This is a genomic window from Paenibacillus sp. FSL F4-0125 (genome assembly GCF_038008565.1).
Lineage (GTDB): Bacteria > Bacillota > Bacilli > Paenibacillales > Paenibacillaceae > Paenibacillus_AQ.
The window spans coordinates 1,208,664-1,232,196 of record NZ_JBBOZJ010000001.1; the positions used below are offsets into that span (position 1 = coordinate 1,208,664).

The 23,533-nt window shown below is 45.8% G+C and carries 23 protein-coding genes; 7 read left to right on the plus strand and 16 right to left on the minus strand.

The window, feature by feature from the left end:
- The first annotated feature begins 71 nt into the window (after positions 1 to 71).
- The gene (locus NST74_RS05280; RefSeq protein WP_341110819.1) at positions 72 to 803 is read left to right on the plus strand and encodes a ZIP family metal transporter; all 732 of its coding nucleotides are present in this window, start codon (positions 72 to 74) and stop codon (positions 801 to 803) included.
- A gap of 82 nt (positions 804 to 885) precedes the next feature.
- On the opposite strand, the gene NST74_RS05285 is transcribed toward NST74_RS05280, so the two are convergent.
- Complete coding sequence (locus tag NST74_RS05285; protein ID WP_445668172.1) at positions 886 to 1,875, minus strand: aldo/keto reductase; 990 nt, start codon at positions 1,873 to 1,875, stop codon at positions 886 to 888.
- A gap of 94 nt (positions 1,876 to 1,969) precedes the next feature.
- Positions 1,970 to 2,818, minus strand: a complete 849-nt coding sequence (locus NST74_RS05290) for an AraC family ligand binding domain-containing protein (RefSeq protein ID WP_341110821.1) — start codon at positions 2,816 to 2,818, stop codon at positions 1,970 to 1,972.
- A gap of 202 nt (positions 2,819 to 3,020) precedes the next feature.
- Here NST74_RS05290 and NST74_RS05295 point away from each other — a divergent pair, with 202 nt between their 5' ends.
- Positions 3,021 to 3,689, plus strand: coding sequence for a general stress protein (locus NST74_RS05295; protein WP_341110823.1), 669 nt, complete (start codon positions 3,021 to 3,023; stop codon positions 3,687 to 3,689).
- 87 nt (positions 3,690 to 3,776) lie between these two features.
- Here the strand turns inward: NST74_RS05295 and glpX are convergent, their stop codons facing one another.
- From glpX to NST74_RS05315, 4 genes are all read right to left on the minus strand, one after another.
- On the minus strand, positions 3,777 to 4,688 hold the full coding sequence (gene glpX / locus NST74_RS05300; RefSeq protein ID WP_341110824.1) for a class II fructose-bisphosphatase: 912 nt from the start codon (positions 4,686 to 4,688) through the stop codon (positions 3,777 to 3,779).
- A 43-nt stretch (positions 4,689 to 4,731) separates the two neighbouring features.
- Positions 4,732 to 5,538: a pyruvate, water dikinase regulatory protein gene (locus tag NST74_RS05305; protein WP_076117955.1), complete on the minus strand. Its 807-nt coding sequence runs from the start codon at positions 5,536 to 5,538 to the stop codon at positions 4,732 to 4,734.
- 12 nt (positions 5,539 to 5,550) lie between these two features.
- Positions 5,551 to 6,207 carry a CBS domain-containing protein gene (locus tag NST74_RS05310; RefSeq protein WP_341110825.1) on the minus strand — a complete coding sequence of 219 codons (657 nt, stop codon included), beginning with the start codon at positions 6,205 to 6,207 and terminating at the stop codon, positions 5,551 to 5,553.
- Positions 6,208 to 6,349: 142 nt separating this feature from the next.
- Positions 6,350 to 7,309, minus strand: coding sequence for a DMT family transporter (locus tag NST74_RS05315; RefSeq protein ID WP_341110827.1), 960 nt, complete (start codon positions 7,307 to 7,309; stop codon positions 6,350 to 6,352).
- 150 nt (positions 7,310 to 7,459) lie between these two features.
- On the opposite strand from NST74_RS05315, the gene NST74_RS05320 reads away from it, so the two are divergent.
- Together NST74_RS05320 and NST74_RS05325 are read left to right on the plus strand one after the other, a co-directional pair.
- On the plus strand, positions 7,460 to 8,869 hold the full coding sequence (locus NST74_RS05320) for an aminotransferase-like domain-containing protein (protein WP_341110828.1): 1,410 nt from the start codon (positions 7,460 to 7,462) through the stop codon (positions 8,867 to 8,869).
- Positions 8,870 to 9,005: 136 nt separating this feature from the next.
- Entirely contained in the window at positions 9,006 to 9,686 is a 681-nt protein-coding gene (locus tag NST74_RS05325) for a hypothetical protein (RefSeq protein WP_341110829.1), read from the plus strand.
- Between the two features lie 479 nt (positions 9,687 to 10,165).
- Here NST74_RS05325 and NST74_RS05330 read toward each other — a convergent pair whose 3' ends face one another.
- From NST74_RS05330 to NST74_RS05350, 5 genes are all read right to left on the minus strand, one after another.
- The gene (locus NST74_RS05330; RefSeq protein WP_042124649.1) at positions 10,166 to 11,575 is read right to left on the minus strand and encodes a nucleoside recognition domain-containing protein; all 1,410 of its coding nucleotides are present in this window, start codon (positions 11,573 to 11,575) and stop codon (positions 10,166 to 10,168) included.
- Positions 11,553 to 12,284, minus strand: coding sequence for a FeoB small GTPase domain-containing protein (locus tag NST74_RS05335; protein ID WP_341110830.1), 732 nt, complete (start codon positions 12,282 to 12,284; stop codon positions 11,553 to 11,555). Before NST74_RS05335 ends, NST74_RS05330 begins: the two co-directional genes overlap by 23 nt.
- Complete coding sequence (locus NST74_RS05340; protein ID WP_042124651.1) at positions 12,281 to 12,535, minus strand: FeoA family protein; 255 nt, start codon at positions 12,533 to 12,535, stop codon at positions 12,281 to 12,283. The genes NST74_RS05335 and NST74_RS05340 overlap by 4 nt, the downstream gene beginning before the upstream one ends.
- A gap of 272 nt (positions 12,536 to 12,807) precedes the next feature.
- Complete coding sequence (locus tag NST74_RS05345) at positions 12,808 to 13,266, minus strand: SRPBCC domain-containing protein (RefSeq protein WP_341110831.1); 459 nt, start codon at positions 13,264 to 13,266, stop codon at positions 12,808 to 12,810.
- Positions 13,267 to 13,368: 102 nt separating this feature from the next.
- On the minus strand, positions 13,369 to 14,325 hold the full coding sequence (locus NST74_RS05350) for a helix-turn-helix transcriptional regulator (protein WP_341110832.1): 957 nt from the start codon (positions 14,323 to 14,325) through the stop codon (positions 13,369 to 13,371).
- A 547-nt stretch (positions 14,326 to 14,872) separates the two neighbouring features.
- On the opposite strand from NST74_RS05350, the gene NST74_RS05355 reads away from it, so the two are divergent.
- Positions 14,873 to 15,823 (plus strand): GNAT family N-acetyltransferase, encoded by a 951-nt coding sequence (locus NST74_RS05355; protein ID WP_341110833.1) that lies wholly within the window; start codon positions 14,873 to 14,875, stop codon positions 15,821 to 15,823.
- A 454-nt stretch (positions 15,824 to 16,277) separates the two neighbouring features.
- Here NST74_RS05355 and NST74_RS05360 read toward each other — a convergent pair whose 3' ends face one another.
- On the minus strand, positions 16,278 to 17,435 hold the full coding sequence (locus NST74_RS05360) for a phosphodiester glycosidase family protein (RefSeq protein WP_042124657.1): 1,158 nt from the start codon (positions 17,433 to 17,435) through the stop codon (positions 16,278 to 16,280).
- 176 nt (positions 17,436 to 17,611) lie between these two features.
- Here NST74_RS05360 and NST74_RS05365 point away from each other — a divergent pair, with 176 nt between their 5' ends.
- Together NST74_RS05365 and NST74_RS05370 are read left to right on the plus strand one after the other, a co-directional pair.
- Positions 17,612 to 18,190: a histidine phosphatase family protein gene (locus tag NST74_RS05365; RefSeq protein ID WP_341110835.1), complete on the plus strand. Its 579-nt coding sequence runs from the start codon at positions 17,612 to 17,614 to the stop codon at positions 18,188 to 18,190.
- Positions 18,191 to 18,266: 76 nt separating this feature from the next.
- Positions 18,267 to 19,085 carry a GGDEF domain-containing protein gene (locus tag NST74_RS05370; protein ID WP_341110836.1) on the plus strand — a complete coding sequence of 273 codons (819 nt, stop codon included), beginning with the start codon at positions 18,267 to 18,269 and terminating at the stop codon, positions 19,083 to 19,085.
- A 98-nt stretch (positions 19,086 to 19,183) separates the two neighbouring features.
- Here NST74_RS05370 and NST74_RS05375 read toward each other — a convergent pair whose 3' ends face one another.
- The 4 genes from NST74_RS05375 to NST74_RS05390 form a co-directional block, all read right to left on the minus strand.
- Positions 19,184 to 20,401 (minus strand): SLC45 family MFS transporter, encoded by a 1,218-nt coding sequence (locus tag NST74_RS05375; protein WP_341110838.1) that lies wholly within the window; start codon positions 20,399 to 20,401, stop codon positions 19,184 to 19,186.
- A 17-nt stretch (positions 20,402 to 20,418) separates the two neighbouring features.
- Entirely contained in the window at positions 20,419 to 21,147 is a 729-nt protein-coding gene (locus NST74_RS05380; protein WP_042124663.1) for a glycerophosphodiester phosphodiesterase, read from the minus strand.
- Positions 21,148 to 21,304: 157 nt separating this feature from the next.
- Positions 21,305 to 22,171: an STM4011 family radical SAM protein gene (locus tag NST74_RS05385; RefSeq protein WP_341110840.1), complete on the minus strand. Its 867-nt coding sequence runs from the start codon at positions 22,169 to 22,171 to the stop codon at positions 21,305 to 21,307.
- Positions 22,168 to 23,517 (minus strand): STM4012 family radical SAM protein, encoded by a 1,350-nt coding sequence (locus NST74_RS05390; protein ID WP_341110841.1) that lies wholly within the window; start codon positions 23,515 to 23,517, stop codon positions 22,168 to 22,170. Before NST74_RS05390 ends, NST74_RS05385 begins: the two co-directional genes overlap by 4 nt.
- Positions 23,518 to 23,533 lie beyond the last annotated feature (16 nt).

The following is a 23,533-nucleotide window of genomic DNA, read 5'->3' on the forward strand; positions in this document are numbered from 1 at the left end:
ATAGAAGTAATAATACTTTTTGTGTTAACATATGTTGGTCTATCCGAACTTGTACCAAAGGAGTTGAAAACTTGGAAACTGCGCTTATTGGCAGCTTTGTATCAGCAATGGCTACGGTGCTTGGAGCGTTTCCGATCCTGTTTGTAAAGAGGTTATCTGAGAAGTGGAAGGACGTTCTCGTTGCTTTTACAGCAGGTATTATGGTATCGGCTTCTACATTTGGACTCATGCCGCAAGCGATTAAAGAATCGGGGATTATCGCTTTAACCCTAGGCTTGATTACAGGTGTACTGCTTCTCGATTTAATTGAAAAAAACATCCCGCATATCGACGTGGAGAATAAACCCGGATACACCAATATGGATTCGAAGGCGTTGCTCGTTTTGATCGCGCTATTCATTCACAACATACCAGAAGGTCTTAGTACGGGATTCAGTTATGCCAGTGAACAGGCAAGCCTGGGTCCGACCGTGGCCATTGCAATTGGTGCGCAAAATATGCCCGAAGGATTGATTCTTGCAGTATTTTTGATGAATTCTAGAACAAGCAAGTTAAAAGCCCTGGGAATTGTTACGCTTACCGGACTTATGGAAATGGTATCTGCGGTGCTTGGCTATTTTACAGCCAGTTATCTGCAAAATGTAGTGGGCTATGGTCTTGCTTTTGCAGCCGGGGCTATGCTATTCATTGTATACAAGGAGCTTATTCCAGAGAGTCATGGTCATGGTTACGAACGGCCTTCGACGTATTCGTTTATCTTTGGATTATTAATTATGGTGTATATTACGCAGATATTTGGGTGAGTAGGAAAAAAACGGCCAATGAAGTGCCAGAGCAGCTTAAGCTGCCTGACCTCATTGGCCGTCTTTATGGTTTAATCTATAATTATCCTCGCAAAATCGTCTCGATTTGCTCCAGCTCTTCTGCGCTTAGCTCCGGTGCATTCAAGGAAGCGACAGCATCTTCAATCTGGCTCACCTTACTTGCGCCGATCAGAGCAGAAGTGACTTTACCTCCGCGGAGTACCCAAGACAACGCTAGCTGAGACATTTTTTGTCCACGTGCAGCAGCAATCTCGTTCAGTTTACGAACCTTACCGATAGCCTCTTCAGTGATAGCGTTCTCGGACAGGAATACACTTGGTCCAGCAGCGCGAGAATCAGGAGCGATTCCGTTCAAATAACGGTCGGTCAAAATGCCTCCTTGTAGTGGGGAGAACACAATCGAACCAATACCTTCCTCAGCTAATACATCTTGCAAGCCGTCTTCAATCCAGCGGGACATCATGGAGTAGTTTGGTTGATGAATCAGGCATGGCGTTCCAAGGCGACGCAGAATTTGTGCCGCTTCACGTGTCTGTTCAGGGTTATAATTCGAAATCCCAACATACAACGCTTTACCTTGGCGTACAATGAGATCCAGTGCAGCCATAGTTTCTTCCAGTGGTGTATTCGAATCTGGACGGTGGTGGTAGAAAATATCTACATAATCGAGTCCCATACGTTTCAAGCTTTGATCTAGACTGGAGACGAGATATTTCTTGGAGCCCCATTCGCCATAAGGGCCGGCCCACATATAATATCCAGCCTTAGTAGAGATGATCATTTCATCACGATAAGGAGCAAGATCCTTCTTAAGGATTTGACCAAAGCTTTCTTCTGCGGAGCCTGCTGGAGGACCGTAGTTATTAGCGAGATCAAAATGAGTGATTCCAAGATCGAAAGCTCTTCTTGCCATGGCGCGACCATTCTCAAATAAGTCGTTGCCGCCAAAGTTATGCCATAGTCCAAGCGAGATCGCCGGAAGGAGTAGACCGCTTTTTCCAGTGCGGTTATATTTCATATTGTCATATCTGGTAGCGCTTGCGTTATACATCATTATTTCCTCCTAAAAAGACTTATTTCTGACTACGTTACGTCCTTATTGTAGCGAAAGATCCCGGACAAACGTATGTCAGCAAGGAAGAAGTTTATAGCACAATGTCATTTTCGAGATGACGGACACGGTATTCTTTTGGAGAGCAACCTTTCACCTTCTTGAACATCCGCGAAAAGAGTAAGGGGTCCTGATAGCCGACGGAACGCGAGATCTCACCGATAGTACAGAGGGTTTCTGTCAGAAGCTCGCAGGCTTTAGCGACTCGGTAATTCAATAAATACTGCTGTGGCGGCATACCAATGGTCCGTTTGAACAAGGAAGATAAATATTTGCGATCCAGCTTGAGAGAAGAAGACAGCATTTCCACCGAAATGTTCTCACAATAATGGGTATGCAAAAAGTGGAGACTTTGCTCGACGTAAATACTCTTTTGACGCGGTAAAGGAAGTACATCCGGAACAGCTGGTACCGCTTGTAGCAAAAGGGAGAAAAAATCATACATGATTGCTTTTAGCGGCAGGTCAAGACAATCTGAAGTATCGGCTGCTTCTGTCAGGCGTTCGTAGAGATTAGGCATAAGCTGTTCATCCATCGGGAAGATCGGCTGCTCAGGGGTCAAGGAGGTTTTGGATAAAATATAGGATACCTGTTCTCCGGTAAAGGCTACCCATGAATAGATCCAAGGATTGGTCAGGTCCGCTGCATAAGAAGTAACGATATGAGGGTAGGTAAGAAAAGCTTGTCCCGCTTGCAGGATATGGGTTTGTTCTCCCACAGATACCTTGCCCGTTCCCTCATGAATGAAGTGTATTTTGTATACGTCACGAACCCCAGGTCCGAAAAAATGCCCAGGGAGACACTGCTCCCGCCCCCAGTAATGGAGATGCAGATCGGGATTACCTCTGAAGGGACGCTCAGAATTATAATTAAATATCGCCATGATTGCTTCCGTCTCTTTCTTTTATAGAGTTAACCAAGGGCAAATTTGCCCGTCTTCTTTTATTATACAGTATATTTTAGCAGGCACATTACTTGGAATACTTTATGAATTCTGAGATAGAAGTTTATCCCTGCCCAGTTTGGTTAAGTAAGCTATGAAGCTGAACGTATGAGCTAACTTCGATCACTAGGAGGTAATGGAGATGAATAAGAGAATAGTGGGTGTCTTTGCTGCCGAATACGAAGCTTCGAGGGCTATTGAAGAATTGAAACGTCAAGGCTGCAGGACGGAGGACATTTCGATTATCGCGAGAAATAATGATAGTGTGGATTCACTTAGAGATGAGTCAGGGACTCAAGCGCCGGAAGGCATAGCTACTGGTGCAGCTACTGGTGGCCTGCTGGGTGGTTTGACAGGGCTCTTGATGGGGATAGGCGCTTTGGCTATTCCTGGTATTGGCCCGATTATCGCAGCCGGACCGCTTGCGGCAACGCTGGCTGGAGCGGCAATAGGCGCTGGTAGCGGTGGACTGGTTGGTGGTCTTATTGGTCTTGGCATTCCTGAAGAGGAAGCCAAGCGTTACGATAACTACGTAGGTGAAGGTCATATCCTTGTAATGGTGGATGTAGAGGGTGTGGAGAAGGAAGAAGAAGTGAAACGAATCTTCGTACAGCATAATAGTCTGAACGCAGACCGTTTTGAGGAAATTGCGAATAAAAATACAGCTGAAAATCGAAATTATGATGGCAGTGTTAAGGAAAGCGATGCGCTTAGAGCCGCTGATCAACAAGAGGCGAGAAATTTGGCTCAAGCTACCGGAACCATGGATGCCATGGATACCTTAGCGAGTGAGCGCATTAGAAATAAATAAGAGATGATTAGCTATTTAGTAATAAAAACAGACTATTTCACTAGCCAAGGGTGAGCTGGTGAGATAGCCTGTTTTTTTTGTGAAATGCTATAGAGAGGCAACATTCTGTCTAACAGTTAATGCATCCGGTATCTCTTTGCCGGGAAGGAAATGAATGCTGCGGATGTAGCGGATCGTTCGGCTCTGCGCCCGCATGATGACCGAATGCGTCTCGGCTCGTTCTTTGCCAATAAAACGAACACCGTTTAGGAACTCACCTGAAGTTACGCCAGTGGCGGCAAAGAGTACGTCGCCTGTGCCAACCATGTCCTCCATGTATAGCACTCGTGTAGGGTTGGCAATCCCCATGCGGATACAGCGCTGCTGCTCAAGAGGTCCATCGGGAAGCAAACGGCCCTGCATTTCTCCACCAAGACATTTCAGTGCGGCAGCAGCAAGGACGCCTTCAGGTGCTCCGCCCGAGCCCATGTACAAATCGACATCGCTATCCGGTAGAGCTGCCGCAATAGCGCCAGCCACATCGCCATGACCGAGCAGCTTAATCCGTACACCTGCTTCACGAAGGCTATGAATGAGCTGTTCATGCCGTTTGCGGTCAAGAACCATTACGGTTAGCTCGGAGAGGGACTTGCCACTGAAGAGGCATGCTTTCTGGAGAGTGACCTCCACAGGGTCTTCAAGACTAAGCTTCCCGGCAAGCTCAGGACCGCAAGCGAGTTTCTCCATATAAATGTCTGGAGCATGCAGCAGGCTGCCCTGATCTGCTATGGCAATCACGGATTGCGCATTGTGTAGACCACAGGCGACCACTTCAGTACCTTCCAGAGGATCGACGGCTACATCGACAGAAGGCCCCTTTTGATTCCCGACTTTCTCGCCAATATAGAGCATTGGAGCATCATCTGCCGCATTTTTATCTCCCCGCCCGATCCAGCGAGCTGAGGATAATGCACCTAGTTCAGTTACCCGTACAATCTCAAGAGCCAGTTCGCGATCCATTCTAATTCCCTCCAGTACATCCCATATATTTTTTTTTCGAATGTTAGATATAACCCATAATAATGCCGGCAGTTTCTTCTATAGCTTTGTCGGTAATATCGATTACAGGACAGCCTAGCTTATTGAACAGAGAAGAGGCATATTCCATCTCCTCTGTAATCCGCTCCAGACTTGCATATTGGGAGCCAGTCGGTAACCCAAGCACCTTCAGCCGCTCGGAGCGAATCTTCAGCATATACTCCGGCTTCATGGTAAGTCCGATCAATCGGTTCGACGGCAAGCTTAGCAGCTCTTGCGGAGGAGCAATTTCCGGAATAATCGGATAGTTAACAACCTTTTTCCCCCGATGGGCCAAAAAGATACTAAGCGGCGTTTTCGAGGTACGGGACATTCCTAGCAGAACGATATCGGCCTTCAGCATGGCGCCGAGATCGCGGCCATCATCACAGGCCACTGTGAATTCGATAGCCTCCATCCGGCGGAAGTAGTTCTCATCAAGCTGGTGCAATAAACCCGGTCGCTGCTGAGGAGCGTCGTCAAACGTATCAATGAAAGCTTGCATCATTGGGCCCATGATATCGACTATACGAAGGTCAAGCCGTACAGCCTCTTCTTTAATCATTTCTCTTAGCTCCGGCTGCACCAGCGTATAGACGACAAAACCTTTATGCTGCGCGGCTTCTTCCATAAGCTTCCGGAGCTCATCTTCATGTCTAATGTTTCCGTATCTTTTGATGGTGATCTGCTGATTCTGGAATTGGTGAATGACGGCCTGCACGACAGCTTCCGCCGTATCTCCTATAGAATCTGAGCAGATCGTTATTAGGTTGGAAGATTGCTCGATGCTCATGAATTCCTCCTGTTATCCTTTGGTTTCAAGTTCGAGGAGAAGTTTTACGATAGCAGTTTTCGTTAAGCGTCCTATGACATCCAGTTTCGTACCACTGTCTTCTGCGGCGCTGGGAACAACTACCGGTAAACTATCTACCTCGTGAAAAATCATTTTATGTGCAGCATCAAGCACCGTCTCATCTGGTGAAGTTGTGACCACTTTGGGCTGGCGAGTCATGACCATGCTTACGGGCATGGAAACTGCACCCGGATTGCCAAGAGTTACCTTCAGGAAATCTTTACGTGAAGCAACACCGGTGAGCTTGCCCTCTTCGTCACAAATAATAAGGGTACCAACATCCTGTAGAAATAGCGTAACTACGGCATCTTGAATCGTAGTAGTCTCACGGATAATAATAGGTACACTCTGAATCTCTTTTACCATTGTCTCCTGCAACAAATAATTGCTTCCCAGACGATTAGATGATTTGAGTCCCGGGAAGTAACCGACTTTAGGTTTAGCATCGATATATTTGAGCATAACCAGAACAGAGAGATCGGAGCGAATCGTTGGCCGTGTTAAATTCAGACATTCGGCTATCTGTTCGCCGGTAATCGGAGCTCTTTTGTTCACAATATCAATGATTTCTAGTTGACGTGGTGTCAGTTCGATCGTAATTCCCTCCACTTCAGATAAAAAGGCATTCCTCTTTAGAAAAGAAGCGCCGTTAAGCGAATCCTCCTTTCATATATGAGTCATATATAGATTTTTTTAGTTTAACTTGGTTATATAATACGCAATAGTGGTCATAAATGCAATATATAGTACGTCATATATTCTTTTTTTTATTAATTATAAGTTTTACGCTATTGCTTGCCGCAGATGTACGGACCCTACGCTTTAGCATTAATTGCTTCAAGGCGTCAGCATTGACCAGGATGGTTCCAGCAATAATGGTGAATACACCGAGGATCGTAACCCAATTCACGGCCTCATTATAAAAGAAAAAGCCAACCCCTACGGCAATCGGTGGAGAAATATAGAGCCAGGTAGAAGGAAACACAGGATTTGTCTTAGCGACGAGCCAGTAGAACAACGAATGACCGACCATCGAGCCGATTACGATTAGATAGACCAGTGAACCTGCGGTCTCGTAAGAGAGCAGAAACTCAGGATGTACATTTTCGGTGGCTAAAGAAAGAATGAATAATAACACGCCACCATACATCATTTGGGCTGCATTAAGTGCGATTGGAGAGACCTCGGGCATACTGTTGATTACTTTTTTAGAATAAATCGCACCTACTGCGTAACAGCATTCCCCAATGAGGACAGCTGCGCAGCCGATGAGCCATAGCGGTGAAATATCAACGACAAGATTAGGTAGAACGAGCAGCAATACACCAGTTAATCCGATAATGCAGCCATATAGGGAGATGGCGGGTGCTTTTTGACGAAGAATAGAGGTTTGGAGTAATAGAATCATGATCGGTCCGGTCGCAGAGAGTACGGCTGCAAGCCCAGAAGATACATATTGTTCAGCCCAGTAAAGACCCGCGAAGGTGCCAAAGGTTAATGCAGACCCGGTGAAGAGCATTTCTTTACGCAGGAGCAGGGAGAAGCTAGCTTTTCGTTTCCAGACCATCCATAGAAATAGTACAGCACCTGCAACGAAAAAACGTAAGCCAGCTGAAAAGAAGGGCGGCGCACCAGCATCCACACCAATTTTGATAGCTAGAAAGGTCGTGCCGAAGATCAGACATACAAGTGCATAAGCGAATAAGATCATTTTGAAAGTCCCCTTTAATGTGTTAAATCATTTTGTTAATCATATAGGGCAGTTTACAGAACAGATGACGTTGAGTAGAACAGATGACTTCGGAAATCGTGTACAATACTGTAAATGGGAATAAGTTGTTCGGAGAGGAGTTGCAGTGACGTGAAAAAGTCAGCAAGCAGTGAGCATAATCATCCCTTGTTTCGGCAGATATATGAATTTTTAGTGAATCGGATGGAGCGAGGGGAGTGGGGGGCGCATGATAAGCTTCCTTCTATACGGCTGCTGGCGGAGGATTTAAAGGTACATCGACTGACGGTATTCAAAGCGTATAGAATGCTGACGGAGGATGGAAAGGTATATGTAAAAGATAAATCGGGTTATTATGTATCGCCAGTAAGCCGGCTTTCTTCTATAGAAGAGGGTGCCGCGGTATCTTCTTATGCGCTCACTAATCCGCTTTCAGATATACAAAGAGTGCCGACCAAGTATCAGTTCTCGCAGGCGCTGATTGATCCGGGACTTTTGCCAAACCTTTTTCTATCGGACTATGTTAAAAAAGTGTTCGATTTATATCCCAAGGTAATGGGGACATACTCTTCGGTTCAGGGGGATGAAGAGCTACGGGAGACGCTAAGCCGTCATTTTCGGAAGAAGCATCGGCTACAGCTATCCTCGGAAGAGCTGCTTATTACTTCGGGTGCTCAGCAGGCAATCAATCTGATCGCACGAATTGTACTCGGGCCTTTAGACACAGTGCTTGTGGAGCGGCCAACCTACAGTGTGGCCATGGATATTTTTCGCCGGGAGGGGGCGCGGCTGATTCCGGTGGAGATCACCCCGACGGGGTATGACTTGGAGAGAGTTGAGGCTTTGATGAAAAAGCATAAGCCGCGTATGTTCTATATTAATCCGACCCATCACAATCCAACCGGATATACGGTGCCAGTGCAGCAACGCAAACTTTTAGTAGAGCTAGCCGAGCGTTATCGCTGTCTACTGGTAGAGGATGATCCATTCCGCGATATGTATTTTGAAGAGGAGCCCCCGCCGCCTTTTTTTGCTTATGATACGGAGGGCTGGGTGATTTATATCAGCAGCTTCAGTAAATATGTAGCTCCAGGCTTACGGATCTGCGCGGTGGCTTGTCGATATCCATTTATGGAGCGCCTGATCACCGCTAAATCACTGGCAGACAATGGGACTCCGCTGCTTAATCAAAAGATATTTCTACATTACTATACTTCAGCACGCTTGCAGAATCATCTCGGTAAGCTGCGTATTGCGCTTCAGGTGCATAAAGAAATCGTGGAAGAAGAACTGGCTGCAACCGGGTGGGAGTGGACGCCTCCGCAAGGTGGTTTAAATCTATGGGTGAAGCTGCCGGAGCATCTTTCGGTGGATCGACTGTTTGCTTCAAGTATGGCGCAGTCCATTGCATTTGTGCCAGGAGAGCTGTTTGATCCGCTAGGGGAAATGAAGTCGAGAATTCGAGTTAGCTATTCCTTCGCAAGTGAAGGGGTGCTACGTGAGGGGATTCAGCGGTTGATTGCTATAGCGCGGGGGTTATGAGTAGGTACAGCAGATATGAGCGACCAATGAAGACCAATCCGGGCAGAATGGACTAGACTTGTATAACTTGTTTTACAATTCCTGTAACACTTTCCACATCTGCTCCGTCTGTAAGATAAAGAAGGAGGTCATTAAGGTGCGAAAGTTCAATTTTCGAAGACCAGTGATGATAATTCTATGTTTTACATTAATATTTATGGCCTTGCTGACGGTGCGGCCCTCCGTTACTTATGCATGTTCCTGTGTTGTACCTGCGGAGCCGCTTGAGGCTCTGGAGTCAAGCACGGCCGTCTTTGTTGGGAAGGTAGTAAAGATAAAGGAGCCAAGGGGAACTATAATCTCGTCCGCGGATCCAGTAAAAGTAACCTTTGAGGTTGGTTCCAGCTGGAAAGGGGTTGAGGGGAATAAGGTTACCTTGACCACTGCTTTATCGTCTGCCAGCTGCGGGTTTGAATTCGTGGAAGGGGAAAGTTATATCGTCTATGCAAATGATAATAGGGAAGGAGATTCAGGTAAATTAGTGGCCAGTTTATGCAGTCGAACGAAGCTGCTTGCCTCGGCATCAGAGGATCTGAAGGAGCTTGGACCTAGTATATCGGCAGGGACTCCTACAGCTACTCCGGAGGTAACATCAAATCATTCGCCGAAATCAGGAGCTGGGAATAATGGGACGACTGATGTTGAGGGGAAACCAGCTGCGGACAGTGACTCTTTTCCACTTGTGAATGTTGGGATCAGTGGAGTCATTATCGTTTTGATAGCGATAGTTGGTGCTGTGCTCTACCGTCGTAGAGATGGTGGAACGCGAAAAAAATGACGCTAATTGTAGGGTCACGTTATGTCGTGATGAAATAAGCGGTCGCCGGAGAGTTATTCTGGCGACCGCTTATTTGTTTGAGCTGACCTTAAATAGGTGGTGTGCAGTGTGGGTGCTGGTGCTCAAATATAGCTCGGATCATCAAAACTCGAAATTAGGGAAATCATCCCTAATTTAATCGTATTTTACTCTATATGATCGATAATTGAGGAATTCCTCCCTAAAATTCTGCGAAAACCGCCTATTTTTCCTATAATCGACTATTTATTAGGGAGAATTTCCGCAAAAAGTTTAATTTGCACTTACAAAGTTCGAATTTTGGGGAGAATTTCCCTAATTATGAGTTCAAGGAGGGCGGAATTTTGTGAGATACGGTTAACATTAGATGTTGTAAGGTGAGACAAGGTAAATTTAGTTAATGTAAGTTGAAATCAGTTAAAGTTCGCTGATGTCAGGTGAATTCATGCCGCAAGCTTACGTCACACCCACCCGAACAACCGAGCGAGTTGTGCAACAACGAAGGTTACTCCAATGGCGATACCGAGTGGAATGACTGCGGAGAGAACAGCCCACTTCATGCTTTTCGTTTCCTTATAGATGTTCACGAGTGTCGTACCGCAAGGATAGTGGAGCAGGGAGAACAGCATCATGTTAAGTGCGGTCAGCCAAGTCCAGCCATGTGATAAAAAGACATCTTTGATGCTGCCCAAGCTGTCGATATCGACCATAGCTCCTGAGGACATATAGCCCATAAGCAGGATAGGAAGGACGATTTCATTTGCAGGAAGACCAAGAATAAAGGCCATGATGATAAAGCCATCCATGCCGAGCATGTGTGCAAAGGGATCAAAGAATGCAGCCATATGATTCAGGACAGAATCCCCGCCAATAAACAGATTACCTAAAATCCAAGTGATAATCCCAGCAGGCGCAGCTACCACGATTGCCCGAGTAAGTACGTTTAAGGACTTATCTTTGGAGGAAATAAGTATAGTCTTCCAAATTTGCGGCCGGCGATAGGGTGGGAGTTCCAGTGTGTAATGTGTTGGAACACCGCGCAGCGCAGTTTTGGACATGACCCAGGATACCGTCAGTGTAACAACGATGCCGATTAGCACCATCCCCATAAGTACGGAGGCGGTTGTGAGCGAACGGAGTACGCCTGTCGTAGCGGCACCTGCCATGAATAAGGAAGACAGTAGAATCAATGTCGGCCAGCGGCCGTTACATGGAACGAAATTGTTGGTCAAAATCGCAAGCATCCGTTCACGCGGCGATTCGATGATTCGTGTGGAGAGGATAGCGGCGGCATTACAGCCGAAACCCATAGACATGGTCAACGCTTGCTTGCCGTGGCCTCCTGATTTTTTGAACAACCGGTCCATGTTAAAAGCAACTCTTGGCAGATACCCGAAATTCTCAAGCAGCGCGAACACTGGGAAAAATATCATCATTGGCGGCAGCATGACGCTGATTACCCATGAGGTTCCTCGATATAATCCGAGAACAAGCACACCGTGCAGCCAAGCGGGAGCATGGATCGCCTCGAATCCGGCCGTCAGATAACCTTCAATGAAGCCGAAGAAGGAAGCCAGCCAGCTTGAAGGATAGTTGGCGCCGGCAATCGTAATCCAGAACACGATACCGAGGATGGCGAGCATAATAGGGAATCCCCATATTTTTGAGGTAACGATATTATCTAGCTTATAAGTGCTGTTCAGTTTTTTCTTATCTTGATAAGTGACTGCATCCCCGCAAATGCCTGCGGATACGCCGTAAATGCCACTGACAATCTCATCTCGAATCGATCCGCCGTCAGCGAGCTTCTTCGCTGTAGACAGCAGGGAATCTAAAGGATCTAATCCCTTAGTGATATGCGGTGACTCCATGACCGATGACCTCCTTTGCTTCAGGTAAATTTTTATTCTTCATATTCTCTTTAAGAGAAGTTAGTAGGCTGTCATCACCGTCCAGTAGGCGCAGTGCAATCCAGCGGGCTGGGTATTTGCTGCCGATGGTTTGTTCTACCAGTGGGGTAAGCTCTGCAATTCCTCGTTCAATCTCCTCGTTGTACGTAATACGCAGTGGTTGTGCGGTGAATGCACCTGTAGCGACTCTCTCCACCTGGTCCAATAACGCCTCAATGCCGATTTTATTGCGAGCTGATATCGCTACAACAGGCACGCCGAGACGTTTGGAAATGCGCTTCAGATTGATGTCGATACCCAGTTTTCGGGCTTCATCAATGAGGTTGATGCAGACGACAGTCCGCCCGGTAATCTCTAGCACTTGCAAGGCAAGGTTGAGGTTTCGTTCTAGCGAAGTAGCATCAAGTACGACTAGTGTCACATCGGGTTGTTCAAAAATAATATAATCTCTAGCCGCTTCTTCATCAGCGGAATTCGAGTACAAGGAATACGTACCAGGAAGATCTACTGCTAGGTACGTATGGTCTTTATGCTTAAACTCGCCTTCAGCAGTAATGACGGTTTTACCTGCCCAGTTTCCAGTATGCTGGCGCATGCCGGTCAGCAGATTGAAAAGCGTGCTTTTGCCAGTGTTAGGATTGCCTGCAAAAGCGACTGTAAACTGACTCATGCCTCAACACCTCCGATTACTTCTCCGAATATTAAAGAACTTTCTTCTCTACGCAATGCAATGGTCGTGTTGCTTACCCGAAAAGCGATAGGATCTCCTAATGGACTGCGTCGCAATACCTCTACGGCATTCCCCACTACAAACCCGAGATCCAGTAATCTTCTTCTAAGTACGCCCTGAACTTCAATGCCGCTGATACGTAGCGTGCTGCCTTTAGCCGCTTCTGATAATGGAATACTAGTTCCAGACATAAGATCTCCTTCTTTCATTCATTGTTATTTGTATTTTTATGGTTATTATTTTGTGCATTGGAATTTTTCTTGCGGTCTAACACAATATTAGTATATGTGAACAACTTTGTCCCTGCAACAATAATGTTTCCCTAAGGCAAAATTAATTTAGGCAGCAAAAAGCCCCTAACGGAAGAAGGCTTGCGCTCTCCAGCCGAGGGGCTAAGGTTGAGTCTACTCATAGGCTTGTCTTAAATTGGAACAGTCTATTCCAAGTTGTATCAGCCGTGATGTTACGTCCAGCTTCCAAAATCAAGCGTGCGACCAGTCTCTACTAAGGTTTTGGTATTACTTAGAATTTGCCACCAAGCGCTGGTGCTGCCAGCATACGAAGGATCTTCAGGATGCCATTCATCGTGGATAAGCGTGAGCTTTGTAGTTCCACCCACCGGTTCAAGCAGCCAAGAAATACGCGATTCATATCTTTCATGTCCTTTATGATAGGAGGGGCCGACCTGATGAGTGAAACGTAGTGCTTTTTGTGGGGTGAACTCGAGCAGAGTCCCATAGACATGCAGTGTTTCATCTCCATCTGCACCGGGCCCGATGTATTCCAGTAATTCTCCTTCTTTGAAGGTCGAACGAATAACGCTGCCGTAATAAATCTGCTTCGTACCTTCCGGAGAGATTAAGGTTTCCCATACCTGCTCAGGTGTTCCGTCAATATAAAACTCATAGTGAAGTTCTTTCATTGGTTATTCCTCCTTGGTTTCTACTTTCATTTACTCCTCTTACTCTTTTACACTATACAAAAGGATCACTGACAACTACGGTCAGTGATCCTAAAGAATAATTTAAGTTCTATAATGAGCTGCTAAGTTGGAGGCAACGTCAGCTAGTCTTTCTTTCAGTGATGAAGGTTCTATGATGCGTAACGTGGTTCCATAAGGCAACAAGAAATAGGGTACATAGGTCAGTAAAGAAGCTTTGTCTACTAGAAAGCTGGCTTGTCCTTCCATGCGTTGTACCAGCGTATGCCCGAACAACCAATGGCTACATAGATCATTCAAGATTCCTTCGTCTGATGCGATGATTACTGTAACTAGTTCCTCATCCGTATTGCGTGCAGGCAGTAAGTTTTTTAACAAAAAATCACGTGCAGAGAAGTCAGCAGGACGAGCAAACACAGCTTCTGTACGGTGGAGTTCAACCATTCTATCGACCCGGAAACTGCGAATTTCTTGCCGCTCGTGGCAGTAAGCTACGGTGTACCATTGGCCCTTCCACAATACAAGTCCGTAAGGATCAATAGCTCGGGAGGATATGTTTTCTCCATTCCCCTTACGATACTCCATTTGCAGGGTGTACCCGTTGGCTGTCCCCAGCTCTAATTCTTGGATCAGGTGGCTAAGCGGCGGGGAAGGAGAGTAGATCGTCTCAATACCGTTCTCATGCCGCTCCATCTGTTCTAATTGCTGCGCATTGCTATACCTTTTGAGCTTAGAAAAGGCTCGGTCTAGAGCATCTACATAAGGATAACCGGTTCCCTTAGCAAAGGATGAGGCTTGTAGAAGGGCACGTTGTTCTTCGGAATCAAAGAATAATGGAGCTTCGATAAAATGTTCGGGTAAGCTATAACCGCCGCCAGGTCCGCTATCTGCGATAACGGGAACACCGCTGATGCAAAGCGCATCGATGTAACGGTATACGGAGCGGACACTGATCTCTAATGCTTCAGCTAGTTCTCCGGCGGTTCTTCCCCGCTGCTTGAGCATCCAGAGAATAGATAACATATGATCGGCCTTGGACATGAATCAGGGCCTCCTTGCCAGTGGTATTGAATAACTATAGCAAGTTTAACGTTAAGTCACTGTTTCGCCAACCTGAACCGGAACCGGATTCATTAAACCACTAGTTACTTGACTAAGCCTTTTAATAGAGGCAGGTAGAGATTCATTCAACTTTATTCTCAGTATCGCTTAGGAGAAACGCTAACTTGCTTCAGAGGGTAAGCTTATATTAGGTGTACTTTGTACAACTATTTCTGCTTAAATCACCACCAGAATCCGTTTAGTTGCACTTTGTGCAGCTATAAACAGTGAATTCAGCGTTCACAAAGACATATTCGAAATTAGTTGTATGATTAGCAATTAAATGAGACTAATCCGGAACATAGTGAAGATAGTTGTACTTTGTACATTTAACAGTTCGGTAGAGATATTGATTTTTACTCGGAAATTGGTATTTTAGTGAACGCACTATTCATTTTCTGGAGTACTAAATAATAATAACTAAATTTGACATGTTATTGATTTTCAGCCCCCTGTAATATGAAATTAAAGGAAAGGGGTGTGGAAAATGAAATTTAATTTTAGACCTTACCGTTCTGAAGATCTGCTTAAGGTCCGTGATTTTCTTATACATAGTTACAGTAAGCTAAAAGGTCCAAATACTTGGCTTATAGACCGCTGGGAATTCGTTATTTATTTTCAAGAGACGCAAGGTGGGACGCTGAATCAGTGGGAACGAAACGTAGGCTTATGGGAGTATGATGATGGAGAGCTTGCTGCCGTAGTATGCATGGACGATGGATTTTACTTTCAATGTGCAGAGAAGAACCCTCCAGAAAGCTTGCTTGATGACATGTTTTCCTTTGCTGAACAGAGAGTTGGGGATGAGAATGAGGGTTTCGTACAGCTGTATGTTCCAATACCGGAGTTCATGTCCTCTGCTGCAGCGGTTGCTAATAAGAGAGGTTATAGTCTAACTAAGAAACGGGAGAGTGTAAACTCTCTGCAGTTGGATAAAGAATTCCCTGTTGCGCTACCCTCTGGCTTCAGAATCTGTAGTGGAGATGAGATCGATGTGACTTCAAAAGCACTCGGACATATTATGGCCTTCGACTATGCAGATACACCGGAGGCTGAGCTAACGCTGCAGCATTATGGAAATATCAGAAAAGCGCCGAGCTACAACTCACATTTAGATCTCAGTATCGTGAACGAAGCTGGTGAAGTCGTCTCCTTCTGTAATATTTTTTGGGACAGTGTTAATGGAATTGGCATACTGGAGCCTGTAGGCACATCCATTAGATATAGATCACTGGGACTTGGTCGGGCGGTTTTGCATGAAGGATTTAACCGTTTAAGAGAGCTTGGTGCTATCAAAGTCTATGTAGGTTCGATGCAGCCGTTCTACGAAAAATTGGGGTTTAATACCGAAGTTTGGCTGCAAGTATGGGAGTACTCTGGTTACATAAATGAAGCTGTTCGTGATGATCTCAACACTGGAAACGTGAGTAGTAAGTAGGTTGGCAGCACGTCATAAATAATCCCCTTGATGCGTAAGACATCGAGGGGATTATTGTTTTTTTATTTTGGCTGAACAATACAATGATACGTTAAGATATGCTCCTCGCATAGGAGTTGAAACTTCTGTTGTTGATTGCACTTTGTACAATAGATTCTATCAAAAAGCAGCTGGAATCTGCTTCTATTGCACATTCTGCAATCAATTGTTGTGAGAACGGCTGATTATTACAAATGCGTCGTATTCTAATGTACAAAATACAACAGAATCCCATTTTCCTATAAAAAAGAATGCTTCTATTGCACATTCTGCAATAGAAGCATCAAAAGAAGTATTCTTAGAAGCCGAAGCCGAAGCCGAAGCCGAAGCCGAAGCCGAAGCCGAAGCCGAAGCACGGAGCGTAGCACAACGCGCTTACGATCCGCCGGCTAGATCGTTCTCCGGCTAGATCGTTCTATTGATATTTAACTACAATCGCATTGCTAATCTGACGCCCAGGGGTCGTGAGATATTTGCCATTGTAGTACAGTCCGCTCGACGCGCCGCCATCCAGATTCATGGCTTGATACGCACCAGCCTGCTTCATCATTTCGGCCAGTTGCGGGATAGTAGCTCCACCAGTGGTCAGCAGAATCAGCTTGTGGTCCCGAGTGAGACCAAGTGCGCTGCGGGCGCCGCCGCCGGTTAAGATTTTAGGATCTTTGAAGCCTTCTGCCGCTACATTAAGAGATACCTTGCCGTTCACAAGAAGTCGCGGACCGGCTTGAAGTGCTCCTTCCATGGAACCGGAAGCGAAGCGGCTTGTGAAATCCAGCCCTGGAATAAGCGAGGCAAGATGGTTACTGTCATAGGTGAAAATTGTTCGGCGATCCCCGGAGCTATTTTTGAGCATTTTTCCGCCACTGACCATGTAGCCGTAAGGAGTCTTGTAAGCCCCTTTGGTGTAAGCATCAAAGAAGGTACCATTAATTGCAACTACGGCATTATTGCGCTTAGCTAGACTGCTCAGGTCCTCTACCTTTCCAATTGTATTTCCTGCTAATACAACATCAAGCTTCACCTTAGGATGCAGTAGGGATACCGTAACCGTCTGGGCTTTGTAAGATTTGCCGCCCACCTTGAAAGTTTTACTAGCACTGACAACGGGGGAGGAATCTGTTTTGATAAGTGCGCCAGTCTGTACAGGAACAGTCGATGAAATATCGCTATTAGTCAGGGTTACAGAAGAGGCTTCCTGATTCCAATCTAATTGAATGCCCAGCGTTTTGCTGATAAAGGACAAAGGGATATATACCGTACCGTTATCACTAAAAGCGGAGTCGGTTAGTGTAACGGACTTGTCATTGACGAGTGCAGCTGCTTGTCCTACAGTAAGTGTAATCTTAGTGTCTGCGTTCGTAATGGTTATACGTTTGTCACTCGCATTCATTTCAGCATGTATGCCCGTGAAATTATTTAAGAGGCGCAGTGGGATGTACGAATGGTTATTTTTGGTCACATACACGGTGTTTTTCGGAACCGGAGCAGCACCAACAGTGGAGGAACAAAATGTGTAAACCGGAATGAAACATAGAAGGAATGCAAGAAAGAACGGGAACAATAACTTTTTCATATTAACCAAAATCTCCTTATCCTGTAGCTGATGTAAAAAGCGGTAAGGTTTATTATACCTCAAGTTCTAAAACATGGATAACTCTCATTTTTCAAATACTCATGGAAGGATTCTGATAGAATATAGATACCATTAAAAGAATAGTACTAGAACTCAACAACTAAAGGGAGATCTTTATGACTACAATAGGCTTAATTCGCCATGGAAGCACAGCGTGGAATAAGGAAGGCAGAGCACAAGGACATACGGATAATCCATTGGATACTGAAGGCTTGGAGCAGGCGGCTCTTCTTGCCGAACGGCTAAGCACTGAACAATGGGACTATTTATATTCAAGTGATTTACTAAGAGCAAGACAAACAACAGAGGTAATTGCTACAAGGCTCGGCATGGAGATCGCCGGTTTAGCACCGGGTATCCGTGAGATGAACGCAGGGCTAATTGAGGGGACTACGGAACAAGATCGTGTTGAACGCTGGGGAAGCGGGTGGAAGACATTAGATTTGGGACTGGAAAATCCAGAAGCCAGCGAGATCAGAGGTAGTCAGGCGATCGAAGAAATTGCGGAGAAACATCCGGGCAGTCGTATACTGGTGGTTAGCCACGGTGCGATTTTGCGTAGTACGCTTAGACGACTTATTCCAGATCTGAACGTAACCGTTTTGCTGAGCAATACGTCTATCACTCAGATTACTAAATCCGATGCAACCTGGAACTGCGAGCTGTACAATTGTGCGCTGCATTTGACGATGTAATTAGTGTTCAGAAAATGTTCAGAGCATTTTAATATAGTAATTGCTCAGAAAGCTAATCATTTTTGTAGTCAGAAGGATGTGCGAATCTAAGGTGGTAGAGGTCCAGATTTACTTACAAACGTTATTATCCATTCTCATCGCAGCAGCGGCCGGTTATTTAGTACTAAGGCTTTACCGGGATATTTCTTCTAAAACGCCTCAAAAAAAAGCGATTCATACCGGCCTTTCCGTTATCATTATCGTTGCCTCCCTATGGAGCATGCACCAGCTAGGCGTAAAAACTTTACTGGGAAATGAAGTGGCCGATGATGGGATTATTATACCGCTATTGGTCTATGGACTTACGATAGCCCTAATCATGTTTTTGATTACACGAATGAACCTAGTATGGGCTGAAAGAGAGCAATTGAAAGAGCTGGCATATAAGGATGCTTTGACAGGGTTACTGAATAAGAATGGAATGGATCATTTTTGGGATCGGTGCAAGGTAAATGAACAGCTTGCTGTGTTGTTTCTAGATCTGAATCGTTTCAAATCGATTAATGACAGCTTGGGGCATCATGTGGGGGACTTACTGCTGCAAGAGGTGGGTAAAAAGTTAATTCAATTCTCCAGCAAAAGAAAACGTCATATCTTCCGCGTGGGCGGGGATGAATTTGTAATTGTCGCTAAAGGTTGCTCCCAGAAGGAAGCGGAGCAGCTTGCTGTGCGGATTCTGGAGAAGACGACTAAGAGTTACCAGCTAGGTGAGCATAACTTGTTCGTCTCCATGAGTATAGGGATCAGCATAAGTCATGGTAAGGTGGATCATTTTAGGCTGCTTAACGAAGCAGATACAGCGATGTACGCCGCCAAACAACTCGGTACGGGGCGTTACTCCGTCTATAAGAATTAGAATGAGTTTGTGTAAAATACAAGCGGCAGCCATGGACCTCATCATAAGTCCTGGACTGCCGCTATTTTTATTGGACTAACTATACTCTTGGGATGAAATTATGCGCCAGGCGAATGAATACTATTAGTCACTTGTTTGCTGCCCTTCATGAGGAACAAGCAGACAAGAGCAACTGCCATACTAATCGCCGCCACGTAGAACAGGATCGAGTAATCAAAGATATCAATCATAAGTCCCAGTAGTGGAGGCGAACTGATGGCAGCCAGAGAAGAGACCAGATAATACATCCCTGTTCGTGTGCCAATACTTTCTTCTGTTCCTGTTGCCACAACATAAGGATAGGAATTGATATTAATGCAAGCCCAGAAGACTCCACCCAGCAACAGTAATCCACGAAGGAGCAAAAGGTCCTTTGCAAAACCGACAAGAGCAAAGATGGTCATTAGTCCGCATACGCCGATGATGATCATCTTTTTCTTCCCGAATCTTCCACCCAGCCAGCCGCTCGGTATGGCGAACAGCACAAAAGCTAAAGAGAAGAAGGTGAGCGAGAAAGAAGCCGCTTGTTCACTAAGACCGAGATGATGTTTGCCATATAAGGTAAACAGTGTCTCAACGCCTTGATAAGCTACAAACCAGAAGAAAATCGCCGCTAGCAAAAATACTGTGGTACGGTCAAGCTGACTTCGAAAGGAAATACGTGAGGGCTTGGTGGCAGTAACAGCTTCTGAAGGAAGCTTCATTTGTACGTTTACGCCATCCCGATTTTCTTTTATGAAGCGTGATACGATAAACAGACATAACAAGGTAATCAGTCCAGCAACGATAAACGGAAGCGCTGGATTTGATTTATACAGGATCGAACCTACGCCGAAAGCGAGTATAGAACCGAACCCACCCATGAAATTAATCAGCCCGTTTGCCTTCGTACGCTGTTCTTCAGGTGTAATATCCGGCATAAGGGCGACGGTTGGTGAACGGTATAAGCTCATGGCCAGATTCATCAGCATCATAAACAACAGAAGTGTAAATAGTCCGGTATGGAACGGAATCAGCATGGTTAGCACGGCAGCGAAAGGCATACCGATCATAAGATAAGGCATTCTGCGTCCAAAACGCGAGGTAGTGCGGTCACTGCGGTTGCCGATCCAAGGCTGCAGGAATAAGGCAAAGTAATTATCAATCGTCATCAAGAAGCTGATAAGTGCCACACTATGTACGTATTTTTCTAGAAAAAAGGGTACAAATGCGTTATACAGACTCCACGTAATGCTGATGCTGAAAAAGCCGAATCCGAGCAACCAGACTTTTTTCACACAGTCACACTCCCTTATTATTTAGCTAGAAGCCCAGCCAGCACATCTGGATGATCTGTAATAATTCCTGATACTCCAGCTTCGATTAAAGCCTTCATCCGCTCTGGATCATTAACAGTCCAAGGATGATAAGCGATGCCATGCTTAGCTGCTTCTTCGACAAATTCAGGAAGTACCGCTTGATGATAAGCATGTAGTGCGTTTGCGCCAAGCGTAGCTGCATAATCCCAAGGACGATATAGACCTTCCCCGTATAGAATTCCTGTCTTGATCTCAGGTGCGATCGTTTTACTGTGAGCTAGTGAATAATGGTTGAAGCTCGAAAAAATCACGCGATCGCTCATCTTGAAATCCCGTACAGCCGCGATAACCTTTTCCTCCATACCCGGGTAAAAGAAAGTACCATTTTTAAACTCGATATTTAGTACTGTATCTCGTCCTTGCAGCAGATCTAACAAATCCTCCAGCATCGGAATGCGCTCAGCTTTAAATTCGGGACTGAACCAAGAGCCCGCGTCCACTTCCAAAATTTCTGCAAGGGTCTTATCCTTCACATAGCCGCTTCCGCTTGTCGTACGGTTTAGAGTTTCATCATGAATAAGAACAAGTCCGCCATCTTTGGTCATTTGTACATCGGTTTCAATACCGGTTGCACCTAACTCAAGACCTTTGCGGAACGCTGCCATAGTATTTTCCGGACACACTGCCGATGCGCCGCGATGCGCAAAATTAATAATGTTTTTCATCAGCTATTCATCCCTCCAACTAAGTATTTGCTGTCGCCCTGTAGACGAGGGCTACTGTTCATATTCCACACAGAGTAAAGAAACCCTGTTAAGAAATGCTGACAGGGTTCTTTTTCTTGAAATTTAACACACAGTTAACCTTACTGTTGTTTTCGGTTCAATGGTTCATAGCGCCATAAGGGATTCGTTCCAGCAGACCTGATCCATAGATGTTTTGCAGCTTCAGCTCTGGCATATGAATATAACCGATATAACAGTCGCACACCTTCATTCGGCAGCTTCTTATAGCGGATAGACCCTCCAAGCCATCGCGGTAGAGATTGCCAATAACACCTCTGTCCTTATAACAGCGTTTCACCAGTCCAGCACCTTGTACATAAAAGACTTCATTGCCAGCATTGCAGGTTTGACCAAGACTTTCGTAATCCATAGCATTCACAGCAAAATGCGGATCAATCTTGCTCAGAAAGGAAAGATCCTCGGCTGTATAGTAATCCGGTTTATCCTTATAAGCATTGACCCACAGATATACACGCTCCGGTAATGCTGCGCGAAGCGAAGCTATCGCTGGAAAGGCGCTGCGAATCCCAACGCTCCCTGCACTGAAGGGCACTTCATTCTCGTACAAGGTCATGCATTGTGTTAGAAACTTATCCTCGCTCACTTGCCCGGGGTGGTAAGTAGCCCAAAAGGCAACCTTGCTTCGATTCAGCTTTTGGACGAAATCAAGATTTGCCGAAAGGTTCGTTTGAATCGCTACCTTCTCCACATGCTCCATATTGGAGAGCGTGATCATCGCTTCTTTGTACCAGCGGTGAATCAGTCCTTCGCCGTAAGGATTGAAAAAGATAGACAGCCGATGACCCGCTGCACCTTGCAAAGAGGCCCACTCGACAAAGGTCTCCAGACCTTGCCGATCCTTCGCGAGAGTAGCTGCGCTGTCTCTTGTTTTGCCGAAAGGGCAGTACGGGCAGTCATAGTTGCAGGAGGTGAGAGAGCCGCGGTAGTAGAGGACTGCATTCATGGCAATACGAACCTTTCCATCTGCGCTCGAATCTCTCCTGAAATAAACCAATCACCGATGGAATCGGAGTAGCCCATACCTTCGGTAGTAAGGTGCAGTACGCCGTCTGCTTCCTTCCCTAAGCCGGTATGAAGCAGGCGCGACAGTTCAGGATAATCATCCCAGAGTGAATTTCCGAAGCGCAGGTTGTAATCTTCAATCCTCAGACCTTCGCTATGTAAAATCGCCTTCAGAATAAAGCGGCGCTTCTGTTCTTCCAGACTTAGCACAATTCCGTAATCTGCCGTATCGTAACGATCTGTATTGACGTAATCGGCAATAATGCTCTCGGTTGCTTTACGGCTCACCCCATAACGGGAAGCGTAATGCACATTGCGAGTATAGGATCTAGCCCCGCAGCCCAGCCCGACCATTCCTTCTTCCTGACAGCTATAGTCAAGAATGGGTTTATCCGTTCCTGCGGTTTCCTTGGCGAAACGCCGCATGGAATATTGACGGTAACCTCTGGCATTAAGCAGTTGCCCAGCGGCTTTGTAGCAGTCTAGGCGAATATCCTCCTGACGCTGGATATCACCTGGCTTCACAATCGTATGCTCACGCGTGTAGAGCGGATAAATAAAGATTTCCTCTGGATCATGGCTAAGCGCCTGATTTAGCGAATACAGCCAAGAGTCGATTGTCTGCCCCGGAAGCCCGTAAATGAGATCCAAATTTAGAATGGGAAAATCATATTTCCCCAGTAGCTCCAGCGCCCGATATACCACATCCGGATTCTGCGGGCGATAAATGGCCGCTGATTCAGCAGCGACAAAGCTTTGGATGCCCATGCTGACCCGATCCACCGTATATTCTTTTAGAATATTCAGCTTTTCTTCGGTAATGGTCTCCGGTGAAGTTTCCACTGAGATGGAGGCTGTATTCGTATCCAGTCCCATCGTATCTACGGCAATGTGGAACAAACGGCGCAGTTGATCTGCCGCCAGTAATGTAGGTGTTCCACCACCAATCGCAAAACGTGCATACGGCTTATGTCTGGTGAATGCAGCCCACTGCTTGGCCTGACGTTCTAGCGCGTCTACGTATGTAGCGTGAACATTCGCGCGTTTATCAGGCAAGGTGAACAGGTTGCAGAATCCACAGCGAGCACCGCAAAACGGGATATGCATATATAGAAAAAAGGATTCTGCAGGCTCATCTCGCCATAAGGATTCTAGTGGAATCGGCGGCTGTAGATCCCTGTAAGCTGTTTTGTGCGGATAGGAATACAGATAAGATCGATAAGGGTGAGCAGTAATGTTGTCTTTCCATTGGTGAAGCTCTTCTAAAGAGAAGGACGATAACGTCATAACAGTTCTCCATCCT

Coding starts and splice junctions, on each gene's coding strand:
- NST74_RS05355 (WP_341110833.1), top strand. CDS start 14,873: ATGAAATTTAATTTTAGACCTTACCGTTCTGAAGATCTGCTTAAGGTC.
- NST74_RS05350 (WP_341110832.1), bottom strand. CDS start 14,325: ATGTCCAAGGCCGATCATATGTTATCTATTCTCTGGATGCTCAAGCAG.
- NST74_RS05390 (WP_341110841.1), bottom strand. CDS start 23,517: ATGACGTTATCGTCCTTCTCTTTAGAAGAGCTTCACCAATGGAAAGAC.
- NST74_RS05285 (WP_445668172.1), bottom strand. CDS start 1,875: ATGTATAACGCAAGCGCTACCAGATATGACAATATGAAATATAACCGC.
- NST74_RS05315 (WP_341110827.1), bottom strand. CDS start 7,309: ATGATCTTATTCGCTTATGCACTTGTATGTCTGATCTTCGGCACGACC.
- NST74_RS05380 (WP_042124663.1), bottom strand. CDS start 21,147: ATGAAAAACATTATTAATTTTGCGCATCGCGGCGCATCGGCAGTGTGT.
- NST74_RS05290 (WP_341110821.1), bottom strand. CDS start 2,818: ATGGCGATATTTAATTATAATTCTGAGCGTCCCTTCAGAGGTAATCCC.
- NST74_RS05365 (WP_341110835.1), top strand. CDS start 17,612: ATGACTACAATAGGCTTAATTCGCCATGGAAGCACAGCGTGGAATAAG.
- NST74_RS05360 (WP_042124657.1), bottom strand. CDS start 17,435: ATGAAAAAGTTATTGTTCCCGTTCTTTCTTGCATTCCTTCTATGTTTC.
- glpX (WP_341110824.1), bottom strand. CDS start 4,688: ATGGATCGCGAACTGGCTCTTGAGATTGTACGGGTAACTGAACTAGGT.
- NST74_RS05340 (WP_042124651.1), bottom strand. CDS start 12,535: ATGTCTGGAACTAGTATTCCATTATCAGAAGCGGCTAAAGGCAGCACG.
- NST74_RS05335 (WP_341110830.1), bottom strand. CDS start 12,284: ATGAGTCAGTTTACAGTCGCTTTTGCAGGCAATCCTAACACTGGCAAA.
- NST74_RS05370 (WP_341110836.1), top strand. CDS start 18,267: ATGTGCGAATCTAAGGTGGTAGAGGTCCAGATTTACTTACAAACGTTA.
- NST74_RS05385 (WP_341110840.1), bottom strand. CDS start 22,171: ATGAATGCAGTCCTCTACTACCGCGGCTCTCTCACCTCCTGCAACTAT.
- NST74_RS05305 (WP_076117955.1), bottom strand. CDS start 5,538: ATGAGCATCGAGCAATCTTCCAACCTAATAACGATCTGCTCAGATTCT.
- NST74_RS05330 (WP_042124649.1), bottom strand. CDS start 11,575: ATGGAGTCACCGCATATCACTAAGGGATTAGATCCTTTAGATTCCCTG.
- NST74_RS05295 (WP_341110823.1), top strand. CDS start 3,021: ATGAATAAGAGAATAGTGGGTGTCTTTGCTGCCGAATACGAAGCTTCG.
- NST74_RS05345 (WP_341110831.1), bottom strand. CDS start 13,266: ATGAAAGAACTTCACTATGAGTTTTATATTGACGGAACACCTGAGCAG.